This window comes from Pseudomonas sp. COR18, assembly GCF_048568395.1.
GTDB classification, from domain to species: Bacteria; Pseudomonadota; Gammaproteobacteria; order Pseudomonadales; family Pseudomonadaceae; genus Aquipseudomonas; species Aquipseudomonas fuscovaginae_B.
Genome location: NZ_CP183808.1, coordinates 2,604,452 through 2,620,996, shown reverse-complemented (window position 1 = coordinate 2,620,996; position 16,545 = coordinate 2,604,452). Strand labels below are relative to the sequence as shown.

Annotated in this window: 14 protein-coding genes; 9 read left to right on the top strand and 5 right to left on the bottom strand. The window is 66.2% G+C overall.

Annotation, left to right across the window (positions count from 1 at the left end; translation table 11 throughout):
* Positions 1-70: 70 nt before the first annotated feature.
* Together cls and ACM62G_RS12020 are read left to right on the top strand one after the other, a co-directional pair.
* Positions 71-1,510 carry a cardiolipin synthase gene (gene cls, locus ACM62G_RS12025; protein WP_419737211.1) on the top strand — a complete coding sequence of 480 codons (1,440 nt, stop codon included), beginning with the start codon at positions 71-73 and terminating at the stop codon, positions 1,508-1,510.
* A 121-nt stretch (positions 1,511-1,631) separates the two neighbouring features.
* Positions 1,632-2,051: a hypothetical protein gene (locus tag ACM62G_RS12020; RefSeq protein ID WP_054057213.1), complete on the top strand. Its 420-nt coding sequence runs from the start codon at positions 1,632-1,634 to the stop codon at positions 2,049-2,051.
* A gap of 9 nt (positions 2,052-2,060) precedes the next feature.
* On the opposite strand, the gene cfaB is transcribed toward ACM62G_RS12020, so the two are convergent.
* The 5 genes from cfaB to hflK (ACM62G_RS11995) form a co-directional block, all read right to left on the bottom strand.
* Positions 2,061-3,245, bottom strand: coding sequence for a C17 cyclopropane fatty acid synthase CfaB (gene cfaB / locus ACM62G_RS12015; RefSeq protein WP_054057212.1), 1,185 nt, complete (start codon positions 3,243-3,245; stop codon positions 2,061-2,063).
* 172 nt (positions 3,246-3,417) lie between these two features.
* On the bottom strand, positions 3,418-5,328 hold the full coding sequence (locus ACM62G_RS12010; protein WP_419737210.1) for a cation-translocating P-type ATPase: 1,911 nt from the start codon (positions 5,326-5,328) through the stop codon (positions 3,418-3,420).
* Entirely contained in the window at positions 5,325-6,383 is a 1,059-nt protein-coding gene (gene hflK, locus ACM62G_RS12005; protein ID WP_419737209.1) for a protease modulator HflK, read from the bottom strand. The genes ACM62G_RS12010 and hflK (ACM62G_RS12005) overlap by 4 nt, the downstream gene beginning before the upstream one ends.
* A complete protein-coding gene (gene hflC, locus ACM62G_RS12000; protein ID WP_419737513.1) occupies positions 6,380-7,441 on the bottom strand; it encodes a protease modulator HflC in 1,062 nt (353 codons plus the stop codon). The genes hflK (ACM62G_RS12005) and hflC overlap by 4 nt, the downstream gene beginning before the upstream one ends.
* A gap of 2 nt (positions 7,442-7,443) precedes the next feature.
* The gene (gene hflK, locus ACM62G_RS11995) at positions 7,444-9,405 is read right to left on the bottom strand and encodes a protease modulator HflK (RefSeq protein WP_419737208.1); all 1,962 of its coding nucleotides are present in this window, start codon (positions 9,403-9,405) and stop codon (positions 7,444-7,446) included.
* Positions 9,406-10,098: 693 nt separating this feature from the next.
* Here hflK (ACM62G_RS11995) and ACM62G_RS11990 point away from each other — a divergent pair.
* The 7 genes from ACM62G_RS11990 (at position 10,099) to ACM62G_RS11960 (ending at position 16,500) form a co-directional block, all read left to right on the top strand.
* Positions 10,099-10,437 (top strand): hypothetical protein, encoded by a 339-nt coding sequence (locus tag ACM62G_RS11990; protein ID WP_273819716.1) that lies wholly within the window; start codon positions 10,099-10,101, stop codon positions 10,435-10,437.
* Positions 10,438-10,662: 225 nt separating this feature from the next.
* Positions 10,663-11,277, top strand: coding sequence for a CDP-alcohol phosphatidyltransferase family protein (locus ACM62G_RS11985; protein WP_054061209.1), 615 nt, complete (start codon positions 10,663-10,665; stop codon positions 11,275-11,277).
* A gap of 98 nt (positions 11,278-11,375) precedes the next feature.
* Positions 11,376-13,133 (top strand): bifunctional alpha/beta hydrolase/class I SAM-dependent methyltransferase, encoded by a 1,758-nt coding sequence (locus ACM62G_RS11980; protein WP_419737207.1) that lies wholly within the window; start codon positions 11,376-11,378, stop codon positions 13,131-13,133.
* Positions 13,130-14,446, top strand: a complete 1,317-nt coding sequence (locus ACM62G_RS11975; RefSeq protein WP_419737206.1) for a phosphatase PAP2/dual specificity phosphatase family protein — start codon at positions 13,130-13,132, stop codon at positions 14,444-14,446. Before ACM62G_RS11980 ends, ACM62G_RS11975 begins: the two co-directional genes overlap by 4 nt.
* A gap of 34 nt (positions 14,447-14,480) precedes the next feature.
* Entirely contained in the window at positions 14,481-14,936 is a 456-nt protein-coding gene (locus ACM62G_RS11970; RefSeq protein ID WP_273819708.1) for a hypothetical protein, read from the top strand.
* A 9-nt stretch (positions 14,937-14,945) separates the two neighbouring features.
* The gene (locus ACM62G_RS11965; protein ID WP_054063437.1) at positions 14,946-15,566 is read left to right on the top strand and encodes a lysophospholipid acyltransferase family protein; all 621 of its coding nucleotides are present in this window, start codon (positions 14,946-14,948) and stop codon (positions 15,564-15,566) included.
* Position 15,567: 1 nt separating this feature from the next.
* On the top strand, positions 15,568-16,500 hold the full coding sequence (locus tag ACM62G_RS11960) for a phosphatidate cytidylyltransferase (RefSeq protein ID WP_054060960.1): 933 nt from the start codon (positions 15,568-15,570) through the stop codon (positions 16,498-16,500).
* Positions 16,501-16,545 lie beyond the last annotated feature (45 nt).

Here is a 16,545-nt window from a genome sequence, read left to right as displayed (position 1 = left end):
ATGAATTAAATAGCGACAATCGCGCCGGAACATGGTCTGTTAGACGGTACGGATTCAGGATCAGGACCTCATGGATTTTTTTGGCCCTCATGTCTTCGGCTATCTGATAGCGCTGATTCACACGCTTGGCAGTATCGCGGCCATTCACGCCGTGCTGACCGTACGCACCGCCCAGGGCTCGATCGCCTGGGCGCTGTCGCTGGTATTCATTCCCTACCTCACGCTGATTCCCTACCTGGTCTTCGGCCGCAGCACCTTCGATGCCTACATCAAGGCCCGGCGCCAGGCCAACGTGGAAATGCGCAAGGCCATCGCCGACCTGAACTGGCGGCCCTGGGTCGAGGAGGCCCTGGCCGCCCGCAACTCCCAGGCCTACGCGGCACTGCGGGCGATGCCCAAGCTCGGCCGCATGCCGTGCCTGGCCAACAACCAGGTGCGCTTGCTGGTCAACGGCGAGGCCACCTTCGAGGCGATCTTCCAGGCCATCGAGCAGGCCCGGCATGCCGTGCTGGTGCAGTTCTTCATCATCCACGACGATCGGCTCGGCCGACGCCTGCACAGCCTGCTGCAAAAAAAGGCTGCCGAGGGCGTCGAGGTCTACCTGCTCTATGACGGCATCGGCAGCCACGCCCTGCCCCACGGCTATGCCGACAGCCTGCGCGACGGCGGCGTGCGGGTGAAAGCCTTCGCCACCCGCAGCGGCTGGCTCAACCGCTTCCAGGTGAACTTTCGCAACCACCGCAAAGTGGTGGTGGTCGACGGTCTGGTCGGTTTCGTCGGCGGGCACAACGTCGGCGATGAATACCTGGGGGCCAGGCCGCCGCTGTCGCCCTGGCGCGACACCCATGTGCAGGTCAGCGGCCCGGTGGTGGCCTGCCTGCAGGAGTCGTTCGCCGAAGACTGGTTCTGGGCCGCGCGCCAGCTGCCGCCGCTGATCCTGCCGGACACCTACCCCGACGACGGCGTCCTCTGCCAGTTGCTCGCCAGCGGTCCGGCCGACCCGTTCGAGACCTGCTCGCTGTTTTTCGTCGAGGCGATCCACGCCGCCCGCGAGCGGGTATGGATCACCAGCCCGTACTTCATCCCCGATGAAGTGGTGTTCGCCGCACTGCGCCTGGCGGCCCTGCGCGGCGTCGACGTGCGCCTGCTGCTGCCCTCGCGGCCCGACCATCGGATCGTCTACGCCGCCTCCAGCCTCTATGCCTTCGAAGCCGTGCGCGCCGGGGTCCGGGTATTCCGCTATGGCCCGGGGTTCCTGCACCAGAAGGTGGTACTGGTGGACAACGAGATCAGCGCCATCGGCAGCGCCAACCTGGACAACCGCTCGTTCCGGCTGAATTTCGAACTGATGCTGCTGACCGTCGACCCGGCCTTCGCCGGCGAGGTGGAAAACATGCTGCTGAAGGACTTCGACCTGGCCCGCGAAGTCACCCACGAGGACAGCCGGGAAACCCACCGCCTGCAGCAACTGGGCATGCGCATCGCCCGGCTGATTTCGCCGATTCTGTAGCAGGAAGGACTATTTTCAGATAAACGTAGGACCGTTCCGAAAGGCCGGCCCGGCCCTGCGATCGACACCGAGGGTCTTTTAAGCTGGGGGTTTCGCCGAGCAATCCTCCGCAGGCCCCACGATGAAGTTCACATCTGGCAGTTCCAGCACCCCACCGTCGATCACCGTCGAATTCGGCAAGCCCAGCCATGTCCATCACCTGCACTACCAGGTGCTCTACAAGGACAAACCCTTCGAGGAGGCCGCCCTGTACTACTACGACAACGGCCTCTACAAGATCGTCTCGCCGGGCGAAGAACACTACGGCGTCTATGTGGTGAGGGGCAGCTTCGACGACCTGCGCTACGCCATCAGCTATATCTCGCTACCCTCCAGCGACTGGTACGGCAACGTCGCCCAGCATGACCTGAGTTTCGACCGGGAAACCGGCACCTTCGAGCAACAGGCCCTGCTGCCCTCGGACCAGGATATTCCCCGCCAACATGGCCGCTACCGGTTGGAGAGCAACCCGGTAGCCGACCCGCGCCCGCTCAAGTGGTAAGACGGCCAGTCAGCGATAGAGGTCGCCACGGGTCCAGGGCAGGTCGTGGCCGCCGTCGGCCAACGGTTTCACCGCGAGGATCTGGTGCAGGTTGATCCAGCCCTTCTCGAAGGCGTAGGCGCAGCCGGCCAGGTACAGCCGCCAGATCCGCAGGGCCTTGTCCGGCACCAGCTTGCCAGCCGCCTCCAGGTTGCCCTCCAGGCGCTGGCTCCAAATGTTCAGGGTTTTGGCGTAGTGCAGGCGCAGGCTCTCCACGTCGACCACTTCCAGCCCGGCCTCGCTGACGAACGCCGAGATCATCGACAGGTGCGGCAGCTCGCCATTGGGAAATACGTAGCGGTCGATGAAATCGCCAGCACCGCGCCCGACCGGGCGGCCGTCTACATGGCGGGCAGTGATGCCATGGTTCATCACCAGGCCGCCCTCGCGCACCGCGCCGAACAGGATATTGCTGTACTGCTGCAGGTTGGCATGGCCGACATGTTCGAACATGCCGACACTGACCACCTTGTCGAACCGACCGTCCTGCGGCAGGTCGCGATAGTCGAGCAATTGCAGGTCGACCTTGTCCTGCAGGCCCTCGGCGATCACCCGCTCCCGGGCCAGCGCCAACTGTTCCTTGCTCAGGGTGATGCCGAACACCTTGACCCCGAACTCCCGGGCGGCGAAGCGCGCCAGGCCGCCCCAGCCACAGCCGACATCCAGCAGGTACTCGCCCGGTTGCAGGCGCAGCTTGCGGCACAGGTGACGGAACTTGGCCTGCTGGGCTTCCTCCAGGCTGGCATCGTCGCGCTCGAAATAGGCGCAGGAATAGACCATGTCGCGATCCAGCCAGAGCTGATAGAACGCATTGGAGAGGTCGTAGTGGTAGGAAATCGAAGCCGCGTCGGTTTCCTTGTCGTGGGAGTGGCGCTGTGCCGGACCGTCCCCTTCGTCCTCCAGCAGCGCCTGGCTCAGTTCGTCGCAGACCCGCACCACTTCGCTGACCGGACCTTCGAGTTCCAGCTTGCCCTCGACGAACGCACTGCCGAGCAGGTCCAGCGTCGGATGGCTGAATTGCGCGACCAGTTGCGGGTCCTTCACGGTGATGGTGATGCTGGGATGCGGCCCGAGATCGAATTGATGGCCGTCCCAGAGTTTCAGACGCAGCGGTAGCTGAAGATTCTGTAAGGCCGGTGGAAGTTGCGCGAGCATGAGTGGTCCCCCCCTTGTTTCAGAAGTCTGATTAAAGGGTAGCGCATTACCGGGAACTGTCAGGCTATCGGGATGATAGACCCGATTCATGATGTTCGCCTGCTGTCACCGCAGTGGGAGGGCGCTTGGGCTTGCCCGCGAATAGCCCGCATGGGCACCGCTTTATCCCCATTTACTCGGGAAGCTTGAGCAACGGCTCCTGGAAGCGCAGCAGCCGCCCGGCATTGCCCAGCACCAGCAGGGTGCTGAGGTTGTGCAACAGCGCCGCGATCATCGCTCCCGCCACGCCCAGCCAGCCGAAAGCCGCCGCCGCGACGATCGCCAGGGTCCAGCCCAGGCCGATCACCACGTTGACCTGCAGGGTCCGGCGGCACTGCCGGCTCAGGCGTACGCAGGTGCCCAGGCGGCGCAGGTCGCTGCCGATCAGCACCACGTCCGCCGAGGCCAGGGCGATGTCCGCGCCGCCCGCGCCCATCGCCACCCCGACCACCCCGGCCTTGAGCGCCAGCGAGTCGTTGATGCCGTCGCCCACCACCATCGGTCGGAAGCCGCTGTCGATCTCGCCGAGCACCCGCTGGAGCTTGTCCTCGGGCAGCGCCTGGGCGGCGACATCGCTGATGCCGACCTCCCGCGCCAGGCAGTCGGCCACGCTCTGGCGGTCACCGGTCAGCAGCAATTGCCGGCCCAGACCCAGCTCACGCAGCTCGCCCAGAGCGTGTCGGGCCTCGGGCTTGGTGCTGTCGGCCAGCAACAGCCAGGCGAGAAATTCACCCTCCAGGGCCAGGCCGGCAATCGGCCCGTCGTGCTCGGGTACCGGCGTGGTGGCGATCGCCAACTGGCTGAACAGCTCCGGCCGGCCCAGCGCCGCCTGGCCGTGGGCGGTGCTGGCGACGATACCCAACCCCTGGCGCTCGTGCACGTCACTCAAGGCCACATGCTCGGCCGGCTGCGCCAGCCCCGCCAGTGCCCGGCTGACCGGGTGGCTGCTGGCCGAACCAAGGCTCGCCGCCAGGCGCAGCAACGGCTCGCGGTCCGTCACTGCGGTCTGCAGCGACTGCAGGCGCAGGCTGCCGTAGGTCAGGGTGCCGGTCTTGTCCACCACCAGCGAGGTCAGGTCGGCCAGTTCCTCGAGAAACGCCGAGCTGCGGATCAGGATGCCGTGCCGCGCCGCCACGGCGATGCCGGCAATCGCCGTGGCCGGTGCCGACAGCACCAGCGCGCAGGGGCAGGCTGCCACCAGCACGGCGAGCATCGCCTGGGCGTCGTTGGTGATGAACCAGGTGACCGCGGCGATCATCAGCACCAGCACCAGATAGCTGCCGGCATAGCGCTCCAGCAGGCGGGTGATCGGCGGCTTGGCCCGCTCGGCGCTCTGCATCAGCGCGATCACCTTGCCCAGGGTCGACTCATGGCCGGTGCGGGTCACCTCGATGCGCAGCAGCCCATCGAGGTTGATCGCCCCGCCGAACACCTGCACCCCGGCACTCGCCTCCAGCGGCACCGACTCGCCGGTGATCGGCGCGGTATCGAGGCTCGCCTGGCCGAACAGCACCACGCCGTCGGCCGGTACCCGGTCGCCGGCGCGGACCTCCACCTGGTCGCCGGCCTTGAGGCTGGCGTTGTCCACCTCAAGCACACTGCCATCGGCCTGTACCTGCCGCGCGTGGCTGCGGGTCAGCCGGCCGAGGGCGCCGATGGCCTCCTGGGAGCCGATGACGCTGCGCTCTTCGAGCACGTGGCCGAAGATCATGATGATCGGCAGCAGGGCGGCGGTCAGCAGGTCGCCGGTGGCCCAGGCGCCGAGCATCGCCAGGGCGATCAACTGGTCGGTGATGCCGTGCAGACTCGGATAGCGCAGGCTGTACCAGGCCGAGCGCATCACCGGCACCGCCACCAGGATCGAGGCAAAACCGAGCAGCAACTCGCTCACCCCGACCTGCCCCGGCGCCAGCCAGCGCCACAGCAGGCCCAGCCCGAGCAGGCCGAGGGCGAGCATCGCCAGCAGCAGTTGGCGGGCCGCGCTGCGCTGTTCGGCGCGGCTCAGCAGGCTGGACGGCGGATGGGCCGTGGTCGATGCACTCATTGCTCTGCTCCCTGGATGATCAGGCGGGAATCGTCCCGGGGGTCGACCGTGGTCACCGACCCGGCCTGCTGGAGAATCTTCGGCATACGCTCGCGGTACAGGCGCAACAACAGGCCCGGGTCGCTGCCGTCCTGCTGCGCCTTGCCCAGGCTCGCCACCGTGGCCGTATCGGCCTGGGCCCTGGCCAGGCGTTCGCTGGCCTGGGCCTTGGCGACCTGCACCAGACGATCGGCCTCCTGGGTCGCCGACTGGCCGAGCTTGGCCGCTTCGTTACGGGCATTGGCGACGGCCTTGTCGGCCTGCTGGCTGGCGGTCAGTACCGCATTGAAGGCATTCACCGCCGGGCCCGGCAGGCTCGACTGGACGTCGACCCGCGCCACCTCGACGCCAATCCCCTGCCCGCTCGCCGCCAGTTCGGCCAGGCGCCGGTTGACCCCTTGCAGCAAGTCGCCGCGCAGGCGCTCGCGGCGTTCGGCGGCCTGACTGTCGCTGCCGATCAGCTCGGGGCGCGCGACCAGGATGGTGTCCAGGTCCCGCGCCGCGGTCAGGGCCACGGCGCTGCGGGTGACGATCCGGTCGAGGGCCGGCAGCACGTGCTCGGCCTGGAGCACGAAGGCATAGGGATCGGTGACCTTGTAGAACACCCGTACATCCAGCTGCACCACACCGGCATCGCCGGTCAGCAGGTAGCCGGAGCCGGCCAGCGCGTCATTGATCGGCGTCGCCAGGGTAGCCTGGCGGTCGGCCTGCAGCGCCGCATCGGAGCGCAGCAGCCCTTCGACGCGCCGCTCGATCACCCGGTCCGCCGCCGGCAGGATCACCACCTGCTCGAAGGGCCGCGGCCAGGCCAGCAGCAAGCCGGCATTATGGATACGCTCCAGGGCCCCCAGGCGCAGGACCACCGCGCGCTCCTGCGGGTCGATCTGCCGCACGTTGGAAAAGGCCCAGGCCAGCGCCGCCAGCAGCGTCACCGCATAGAGGCCGAGAAACGCCAGGCGACCGGCCTGGATCCACGGGCTGTCCAGGCCCCGTGAGGGTTCCGGGTATTCACTCATGGCTGCGCCCCGGCCTTGCCATCATGCTTGTCGACGGCGGCCGGCGGCCCGTCGACCAGCACCCGGAACGGCGCCGCATCGGTGCGCAAGATCAGCCTGGTTCCCGGGGTGACGATAGTGCCGAGGGTGTCCAGCGAGCGCAGCAGGTTGTACAACTGCGGCGAGCCGGCGTAGGCCCGGCCATAGATCTGCGCCGCCTCGACCCGCGACTGTGCCTCGATGTCGGCGGCCTTGACCGTGGCATCGGCCTGCAGGATGCGTGCATCGCGTTCGGCGGCGGAGCGGATCTGCGCGGCCTCGCGCTTGCCGATCGCGGTACGTTCGGTGGCGATGGTTTCCCGCTCGGCGCGCATGCGGTCGACGGTGGCCGAGAGCGTCACCGAAGGCAGCGTCAGGCGCTCGATGCCGACCTGCAGGACGCGCACGCCGTAAGTCGAGAGCAATTGCTGGTCGATCTGCTGACGCAGTTGCGCCTCGAAATCGGCGATTCGTACCTGCCTGGCATCGGTGTTGACCAGGCTCGACAGGTCGAAGCTGGCGGCGGTGGTTTCCAGCGCCGATCCGACGAAGGTGCGGATCTGCCGCGCGGCTTCGTCCGGCTGGTTCTGCACGGCGCGCATGAAGCGCTCGACGTTCTGCGGATCGCCCTGGACCTGCCAGGCCACATAGGCCTGGATGATGATGCGCAGGCCATCACGAGTGCCGACATCCTGCAGGCCGCTGGAGGTGGTACGCAGGCGCAGGTCGACCGGAATCGCCGCCTCGAACGGCGCCGGCCAGCGCCAGCCGAGGCCCGGTTCGAGCAGCACCCGCGCCGGGTTGCCGAAACGGGTGATTACCGTGGCCTCGCCGGAGCGCACCTGCACCAGGCTCGCCGCCGCGACCGCGAACAGGATCAGCAGCAGCGCCCAGCCCATGCGCCGCCACGGAAATGGCCCGCCGCTGCCCGCATCGCCGTGGTGGTGATGGTGCCCGTGATGAGGGTGATGCCCGTGATGATGACCGGCGTGCTCGTGGCCGCCGTGATCGTGATGATCGGCACAATGGGAGTGGGACAGGCTCAAGGGGTGACTCCTGGCTGGACGGCTTTACGCGCAGGCATGGGGTCGGCCGGCAGCGTGAATGAACGCAGATCGATGGTGGGGGCGCTGTTGCCGCCCAGGCGGTGGTCGAGCAGCCATAGCTTCGCCTTGCCCAGCCCCTGGCTCAGTTGCGCCAGGTACTGCTCCAGCACGAAAGCCTGGCCGGCCTGGGCATAGGCCTGGCGCTCGGCGCTGAAACGCAGGTCTGCCGCGCGGGCGCCGGCCTGTACTTCGTGGGCGCTGGCCCTGGCCTGGTCCTCGACGATGCTGGCCTGCAACTGCGCCTGGTTGGCCTGTTCGCTGGCGGCGCCACGCTCGCGGGAAATCAGCGCCTGGGCGCTGATCTGTGCCGCCTGCACCGCGTGATAGGCGTTCGCCGCACCCGCTGGCGGATGAATCGCCTCGACCACCGTGGCGAGGATTTCCACGCCACTGTCCAGGCGTTGCAGGTCGGCCTGTACCGCACGGCCGATATCCTCGGCCAGCGCCGTGCGCTGTTCGCCCAGCAGACCATCGAGAGTCCGCGCGGCGAAATCATGGACCAGCACCCGGCTGGCGGTGCTGCGGATCAAGCTCGGCACATCGGCGCTGTTGTAGGTGGCGGCCAGCGCGGCCTGGTCGCTCAAGCCAATGCGGTAGACGAAACGCACGTCCATGTTGACCACCTGGAAGCCCTGCCGGTCGCCGCTGCTGCTGGCGATCACCTGGGACTTCTCGTTCACGTGGCTGGCGTCCCACAGCCGGTTGGCGCTGGCCGGCGCCTCACCCTCGGCGGGGTCGGGTACGGCAGAGGCCGCCGCCTCGACGCTGGTGGCCAACTCGTGGACCACGCCATTCTCCACCGCCAGCACCCGGCCCAGCGGCCAGGGCAGGCCGACATGCAGGCCGGGGCCGAAGACGTCCACCGGTTTGCCGAAACGTTCGTAGATACCACGCCCCTGCAGCGGAACTTCGCTGACCCCGCTCAACAGCCAGCCGACCGCCAGCACCACCAGCAGGACCGGTGCGAATGCCCGGCGCATGTAGCTAAAGGCCCAGATCTGGCGCAGGTCGATGCCGAAGCGGTTGTGCAGTTCATCCTGCAGCGCCAGCAACGGCTGCGGCGGCCAGCGCAGCAGGCCGGCGATGAAGCTGGTCGCCACCAGGCGCGGCTCCAGGCTGTCGCGCCGCGGGCTGAACAACGACAACAGCGCCCGCAGCAACAATTCCGCCGCCACCAGTGCCGGCAACAGGCCGAGCAGGCTGAGCAGGCGCGCCGGCCAGAGGTTCTGCGGCCCGCTGAACAACAGGCACAGGGCACTGATGACCTGCACGCCGATCGCCACCCGAACGAACTGCGCCAGGGCCTCGGCTTCCGGCCATTCGGCGGCATGGGCCTGGGCCAACTGGCGCTCCAGCACCAAGAGGGCAAATGCCAGCAACAGGCCCAGGCTCGCCGCCACGGAGCCGCTCAGCCCCAGGCTCGCGCCGGCCAGCGTCAGGTTCCAGGTCTGCTCGACGCTCACCAGCGCCAGCAAGGCCCAACCGCCCAGCCATAGCGTCGCCGCACCGATCTGCGCCAGGGCGTTGCGCCACAGGCTGTCCAGGCGGGCGAGCAGACGCTCGTAGGCGCCCAGTGCTTCTGCCGCCTGCAGCGCGGACGCCACGCCGGGCTCGACCACGGCAGGCGCCCTCGCCTGCTCGCGCCAACGCGCCACACCGGCAGCCGACTGCAACGCCGCGACCAGCACCAGCAAGGCCGCGGCGTTGTTGTTCAGCAGGCTCGGCCAGATCGACGCCGGCGCAAACAGCCCGACGAAGAAGCCCAGCACCAGGCCACTGAGCGCCAGCACCGCCAGGCCGAGGCCCAGGCGTTGCAACTGACGGGCCTGCAAGCCCGCCCGCTGGAAGCGCGGCAGGCTTTCGAGGTCGGCCTGCGACGCTTCAAGATCCACTCGCATGTCCACTCCAGACCCGGTTCGATCACCGAGGTCATTCACATCAGGATAGCCGGAGCCCTGGCGCAGACCTCAGGTCGGCGCACCCGCGAGCCCCTTGAAATATTTGGTTACCTTATAACAGAAAGGGTGAATTTTTCGTTCGCAGGAGCGCTTTTTGTGCGCAGCCGGCAGGCCCGGTTGTGATGCTGCAAACCCGGACCTGCCGAACACCGCCAACCCAAAAGCGCTATCGAACCCGATGAACACCAGGCTGAAAACCCGGACTACTCCAAAACTCAAAAGCAAAGGGAAGTTACTCACATGAACAATATATAAGTCCTACAGATAAAACCGACCCTATAAATCAATAGCGAGAGCAATGTAACAAAATCCAACAAGAGAGTGACTTGATTGGCGAATCGCCAGTGACTAACATCCGAGCAGCCGAACAATGTTTTTCATTAACTTAAAATATTCCAATTAAAAGCCGAACATCGGAAAACTCCGGGAACCTTGCACTAAAAGACTGTAAGCGCTTTACCTGCCGGCTCGCCATGCCGAGGACTCCTGCTGGAGAGCCAAAAGTTAAGACTGATGTTTTGCAAAAATTAATAACTATATGCCAGACGGCAAACACACTTGACACCCCATCGTGCGTGCTGGTGACCCATAATATCGCCAACACTCAGCGCGCACCCCAACGACGGAGCCGCCATGAGTCGTGATCTGAACCAGTATTGTTTCTTCCAACCCTCTTCCATGCCCTTTGGTGCTTCCGGTGGAGTCAGTTGCCTGACCATCAATCAACCGGGCTCGCGCCTGGCGCTGAACAACCTGCTGGATTTGATCAGTCATGAAATACGCCAGGAAGATAATGAGAAAGTCCATCGACTCACCTTCAGGAGTGGCCAGACACTCTGCATAAAAGTCGATGCCAACCTGATTACGGTTCGTGGGCCGCGTATCAGCTTCCACAGCGACTCACGTTATCCACAGGTCACTTATCTGGAAGATCCTGCTCTCAGCAATAGTAGCAATAAGCTATCAATCTGAACCCTTCCCCCCTGAATCCAGGTGTCCGTCGCCTGGATTCAGCGCCAGGCCCAGGACCCTTGCGGGTTTATTTCTTGAATGTGCAGGGCCGCACGGATTTTTAGCCGGAAGCTAATGTCAGCCTCTGTTGTTTATGGCAATAATTCGTTCACTTTGCCGATAAACGGTTATCCCCGATCACCACCGTCTGGACCCAAGCCCTCTCAGACAAGGACCGTCGCTTCCATGCCTTCGATCTACCAACTCAAACCCCGCTTCCAGAATCTGTTGCGACCGGTGGTCCAGCGCCTGTTCGACAATGGCACCACGGCCAACCAGGTCACCCTCAGCGCGGCATTGATTTCCCTGCTGGTGGGCGCGGTGGTAGCCACCTTCGCCAGCCACGCCTGGGTCTTCCTGCTCATCCCGCTGTGGATGATCCTGCGCATGGCTCTGAACGCCATCGACGGCATGCTGGCCCGGGAGTTCGGCCAGCAATCGAAGCTCGGCGCCTACCTGAACGAGCTCTGCGACATCATTGCCGACAGCGCCTTGATCCTGCCGTTTGCCCTGCTGCCCGGGGTCAGCCTGCCGGCGGTGCTGCTGGTGACCCTGCTGGCGCTGTTCAGCGAATACGCCGGGGTGATGGGGCCGCTGGTCGGCGTCTCGCGGCGCTACGACGGGCCGATGGGCAAGAGCGATCGGGCTTTCGCCCTCGGCGTGATCGCCACCGGTGTCGCTTTCGGCCTGCTCCAGTCCCTGTGGATAAACGGCCTGTTCCTGCTGATCGCCGCGCTGCTGGTGGTCACGCTGATCAACCGCGTCCGCCAGGGCCTGAAAGAGGCCGGTCAAGAACCCTGATAGCAGGAAGCGCTGGCTCCCATGGAAAACCACAGGCAATGAAAGGCAGGCCCCTGCGGGCTCTCCACTGATCTGCGATACGGCACAAGGATAATCCGATGCGCGACGAGCAAACCCAGACCTTCAGTACCCACGATGGCGTCGAACTGTTCTATCGCCACTGGCCGGCCACCGCACCGGTGGCCGGCGAGCCGCGCAAGGCCATCCTGCTGTTCCACCGCGGCCATGAACACTCCGGACGCATCGCCCACCTGGTGGACGAGCTGGACCTGCCGCAATTCGACTTCTTCGCCTGGGACGCCCGCGGCCACGGCCAATCGCCGGGCGAACGCGGCGACAGCCCGAGCTTCGCCACCAGCGTGCGCGACGTGCAGACCTTCTGCGACCACCTGGGCACGACCTTCGGCATCGCCGAGGAAAACCTCGCGGTGGTCGCCCAGAGCGTCGGCGCGGTGATCGTCGCCACCTGGGTGCACGACTACGCGCCGAAGATCCGCGCGCTGGTGCTCGCCTCGCCGGCCTTCAAGGTCAAACTGTACGTACCATTCGCCCGTACGGGCCTGGCCCTGCTGCGACGCTTTCGCGGCAACTTTTTCGTCAACAGCTACGTCAAGGCCAAGTTCCTCAGCCACGACCCGCAACGCATCGCCTCTTATGACAGCGACCCGCTGATCACCAAGGCGATCTCGGTGAACGTGCTACTGGGCCTGTACGAAGCCGCCGAGCGGGTGGTCGCCGATGCCAATGCGATTCAGGTACCGACCCAGGTGCTGATTTCCGGTGCCGATTTCGTGGTCCACCGCAAACCCCAGGAGCAATTCTTCCAGCGCCTGGGCAGCCTGAAAAAGGAGCTGCACGTACTGCCGGGGTTCTTCCACGACACCCTCGGCGAGCGCGACCGGCACCTGGCGGTCAGCCGCGCCAGACGCTTCATCGAGCAGGGCTTCCTCAGCCCGGTGAGTCGCCCGGGCCTGCTGGACGCCGACCGCATCGGCGAGACCTGCGCCGAGTCCGAAGCGCTGGCCGCGCCACTGCCACACAACTCGCCGCGCGACCTGTACTGGCGCCTGACCCGCGCCGGCATGGCCGTGGGCGGCAAGCTGTCGGCCGGGGTCAAGCTCGGCTTCGACACCGGTTTCGACTCCGGCAGCACCCTGGACTACGTCTATCGCAACCAGCCCACCGGGCACACTGCGCTGGGCCGGCTGATCGACCAGAACTACCTGAACTCCATCGGCTGGCGCGGCATCCGCCAACGCAAGCTGCACGTCGAGGAACTGCTGCGCCTGGCCATGGCCCGGTTGCGCGAGCAGGGTCGCGAGGTGCGCATCGTCGATATCGCTGCCGGCCACGGGCGCTACATCCTCGAAGCCCTGCAAGGGGTCACGCCGCTGCCGGAATCGATTCTGCTGCGCGACTACAGTGATATCAACGTCCGCGACGGCGGCGTGCTGATCGCCGAGAAGGGCCTCGGCGAGATCGCCCGCTTCGTCAAGGGCGATGCCTTCGACCGCGCCGACCTCGCCGCGCTGGACCCCAAGCCCAGCCTGGCGGTGGTGTCGGGGCTGTATGAACTGTTCGCCGACAACGGCATGGTCGGCAACTCCCTGGCCGGGCTGGCCGAAGCCTGCGAGCCGGGCGCCTACCTGGTCTATACCGGACAACCGTGGCACCCGCAGCTGGAACTGATCGCCCGCGCCCTGACCAGCCATCGCCAGGGCCAGGCCTGGGTGATGCGCCGACGCAGCCAGGCGGAAATGGACCAGTTGGTGGAAGCCGCCGGGTTCCGCAAGATCACCCAGCGGGTCGATGAATGGGGGATCTTCAGCGTCTCCCTGGCACAACGGGTGCAATGATGGACGCCACCGCGCGCGAAGCCGGCCTGCTCAAGCGCGCCGTGCTCTGGCTGCTGCTTCTGGCACCGTTGTTCTTCGGCAGCTATGGCTTCGCCACCTGGTACACCAGCCAGCGCAGCGATGTCGGCAGCTTCGTGTTCGGCTGGGAGAGCCAGATACCGTTCTGGGCCTGGACCATCGTGCCCTACTGGTCCATCGACCTGCTGTACGGCCTGTCCCTGCTGTTGCCACGCAGCAGACGCGAGCTGGACCGGCACGCCCTGCGCCTGCTGACGGCGCAGGCCATCGCGGTGTCGTGCTTCCTGCTCTGGCCGCTGACCTTCACCTTCACCCGGCCACCGCTGGACGGCGTGTTCGGCTGGCTGTTCGCGGTGCTGGCCGGCTTCGACAAGCCGTTCAACCAGGCGCCGTCGCTGCACATCGCCCTGCTGGTGATCCTCTGGGTCATGTACCGCCGACATTTCAACGGGGCCGGACGCTGGCTGGTGCACGGCTGGTTCGCCTTGATCGGCCTCTCGGTGCTGACCACCTATCAACATCACTTCATCGACGTGCCCACCGGCGCCCTGGCCGGCTGGCTGTGCGTCTGGCTGTGGCCGGACGATCGCTCCAGCCCGCTGGCGGTGGCGCGGCCGGCCCGCGACGGGCAGCGTCTGCGCCTGGCGGCCCGCTACGGGCTGGCCGCCCTGCTGCTGGCCGTTGCCGCCGGCTATTTCGCCGGCAGCGCGCTGTGGCTGTTCTGGCCGGCGCTGGCCCTGGCGCTGGTGGCGCTCAACTACGCGCTGTTCGGCGCCCAGGGCTTCCAGAAGCGCGCCGACGGCAGCCTCAGCCCGGCCGCGCGCTGGCTGTTCGCGCCCTACCGGGCAGGTGCCTGGATCAATTCACGGCTGTGGACAAGATCCCATCCACAGCCCGATCCGCTTGTGGATAACCTCTGGCTCGGCCGCCTGCCCGGCCGCGACGAACTGCGAGCCGGCCCGTTCAAGGCCATCGTCGACCTGTGCGCCGAACTGCCGCTGGCGCCAGAAGGGCGAGCCTATCGGAACATCCCGGTGCTGGACCTGATCGCCCCCTCCGCCGAACAGTGCCGGGAGGCCGCGCAGGCCATCGAACAACTGCGTCAGCACGGACCGCTGCTGGTCTGCTGCGCCCTGGGTTACTCGCGCAGTGCCACGGCCGTCGCCGCCTGGCTGTTGCACAGCGGCCGGGTGCAGGAAATCGACGAGGCCCTGGCCCTGATCCGTGCGGCGCGCCCCGGCGTGGTCCTGCACCCGGCCCACCGCCAGGCGCTGGAAGCCATGATCCACCTGTAGCCCGGTGCGGCCCCCGCCCACCTGAGGATCGCCGATGCCCACTGACATTCCCCTGCAAGTCGTCGCCAGCCTGTTGCGCCGAGGACGCTCGCTGGATCAGTTATCCACAGGGCTGACGCTGCTCGGTGTGCTGCTGGGCCTGGCGCCGCTGCTGATCGGTACGCTCAGCCCGTGGTGCCTGGGGCTCGGCCTGTGGTTGGCCGTGTCGGGGCTGTTGCAGAAATACTGGGCGTTCAGGGTCGCCTTCGACGCCGACCTGTTCCAACTGATGGCCGGCAACCCGAGTGCCCTGGGCGACCGCACCGAAGCCCTCGACACCGCGCTGCAGGACCTGGGCCTGCAACCGCGACAGTCGCTCAGCCGTCCCTGGAGCGAACGTAGCCGCGGTGCGCTGCGCCTGCTCAAGCGCCAGGCCCTGTGGCTGGCGTTGCAGATCCTGCCGCCCCTGATCGTCATCCTGGCCAGCCCCTGGCTGCCTTTCGCCGGATAAGGAATCGTCATGCTCGAACCCGTGGTAGCCACCCTGATCACCTCCGCCGCGCGCCTGATCACCGGCGCGCGCAGCCTGTGGATAGGTTGCGCGCCCGACCCGGTGCAACGCATCTACTTCGCCAACCACAGCAGCCATGGCGACTTCGTGCTGCTCTGGGCCTCGCTGCCGCCAGCGCTGCGGACACTCACCCGGCCAGTCGCCGGCGCCGACTACTGGAACCGCAGCGCGCTGCGCCGCTACATCATTCGGCGGGTGTTCAACGGCGTACTGATCGACCGCGAACGCAAGGAGCCTGGGGATAATCCGCTGCAACCGATGCTCGACGCTCTGGAACAGGGCCACTCGCTGATCATCTTTCCCGAGGGCACCCGCAACCAGGAAGAAGGCCTGCTGCCGTTCAAGAGCGGGATTTTCCACCTGGCGCGGGCTTATCCACAGGCGCAACTGATTCCGGTGTGGATCGCCAACCTCAACCGGGTCATGCCCAAGGGCCGGGTGCTGCCTCTGCCGCTGTTGTGCACCACCGCCTTCGGCGCACCGCTGCAACTCGAAGAAGACGAAAGCAAAGAACATTTCCTGCAACGCAGCCGCGATGCGCTGCTGGCCCTGGCACCGGAGCAACATTGAGATGGATAGGCAGACCCTGATGTTGTTCGCCGGGATCGGCATGATCCTGGTCCTGGCTTCGCTGATCGGCTTCATCCTCAAGCGACGCGCCGGCGATGCACCGAACGCGGTGATCGACAACCTCAACGCACGGATCAACGCCTGGTGGGTGATGGTGCTGGTGATCGGTACCGCCTTCTGGCTCGGTACCGGAGCGGTGATCCTGCTGTTCTACGCGGTGTCGTTCTATGCCCTGCGCGAGTTCCTGACCCTGACGCCGACCCGGCGCAGCGACTATCCGGCGCTGGTGGCGGCGTTCTACCTGGCGCTGCCGCTGCAGTACCTGCTGATCTATTCCGACTGGTACGGGCTGTTCTCGATCTTCATCCCGGTGTACGTGTTCCTGCTGCTGCCGATCCTCGCCTCCCTCGGCGGCGACAGCACGCATTTCCTGGAACGGGCCTCGAAGGTCCAGTGGGGCTTGATGATCGCGGTGTTCTGCGTGTCGTTCGTGCCGGCCCTGCTGACCCTCGACATCGCCGGCTACGAAGGGCGCAACCTGCTGCTGATCGCCTACCTGGTGATCGTGGTGCAACTGTCGGACGTGCTGCAGTACGTCTGCGGCAAGCTGTTCGGCAAACGCAAGATCGCGCCCAACCTGTCGCCGTCGAAAACCGTCGAAGGCTTCGTCGGCGGCATCACCCTGGCTTCGCTGATCGGCGGCGCGCTGTTCTGGATCACCCCGTTCAAGCCCTGGCAGGCATTGCTGATCGCCCTGCTGATCAACCTGCTGGGCTTTGCCGGCGGTATCGTCATGTCGGCGATCAAGCGCGACCGCGGGGTCAAGGACTGGGGCCACATGATCGAGGGCCACGGCGGCATGCTCGACCGGCTGGACTCGGTGTGCTTCGCCGCGCCGATCTTCTTCCACCTGGTGCGCTACTGGTGGACCTGACCGGTCCGCTCACCTGATCCGATTGTTCCCACGCCCCGCGTGGGA

What these genes read in the sequence shown, in the direction of transcription:
- cls (WP_419737211.1), top strand. Translation starts at nt 71, where the DNA reads ATGGATTTTTTTGGCCCTCATGTCTTCGGCTATCTGATAGCGCTGATT.
- ACM62G_RS12020 (WP_054057213.1), top strand. Translation starts at nt 1,632, where the DNA reads ATGAAGTTCACATCTGGCAGTTCCAGCACCCCACCGTCGATCACCGTC.
- cfaB (WP_054057212.1), bottom strand. Translation starts at nt 3,245, where the DNA reads ATGCTCGCGCAACTTCCACCGGCCTTACAGAATCTTCAGCTACCGCTG.
- ACM62G_RS12010 (WP_419737210.1), bottom strand. Translation starts at nt 5,328, where the DNA reads ATGAGTGCATCGACCACGGCCCATCCGCCGTCCAGCCTGCTGAGCCGC.
- hflK (WP_419737209.1), bottom strand. Translation starts at nt 6,383, where the DNA reads ATGAGTGAATACCCGGAACCCTCACGGGGCCTGGACAGCCCGTGGATC.
- hflK (WP_419737208.1), bottom strand. Translation starts at nt 9,405, where the DNA reads ATGCGAGTGGATCTTGAAGCGTCGCAGGCCGACCTCGAAAGCCTGCCG.
- ACM62G_RS11990 (WP_273819716.1), top strand. Translation starts at nt 10,099, where the DNA reads ATGAGTCGTGATCTGAACCAGTATTGTTTCTTCCAACCCTCTTCCATG.
- ACM62G_RS11985 (WP_054061209.1), top strand. Translation starts at nt 10,663, where the DNA reads ATGCCTTCGATCTACCAACTCAAACCCCGCTTCCAGAATCTGTTGCGA.
- ACM62G_RS11980 (WP_419737207.1), top strand. Translation starts at nt 11,376, where the DNA reads ATGCGCGACGAGCAAACCCAGACCTTCAGTACCCACGATGGCGTCGAA.
- ACM62G_RS11975 (WP_419737206.1), top strand. Translation starts at nt 13,130, where the DNA reads ATGATGGACGCCACCGCGCGCGAAGCCGGCCTGCTCAAGCGCGCCGTG.
- ACM62G_RS11970 (WP_273819708.1), top strand. Translation starts at nt 14,481, where the DNA reads ATGCCCACTGACATTCCCCTGCAAGTCGTCGCCAGCCTGTTGCGCCGA.
- ACM62G_RS11965 (WP_054063437.1), top strand. Translation starts at nt 14,946, where the DNA reads ATGCTCGAACCCGTGGTAGCCACCCTGATCACCTCCGCCGCGCGCCTG.
- ACM62G_RS11960 (WP_054060960.1), top strand. Translation starts at nt 15,568, where the DNA reads ATGGATAGGCAGACCCTGATGTTGTTCGCCGGGATCGGCATGATCCTG.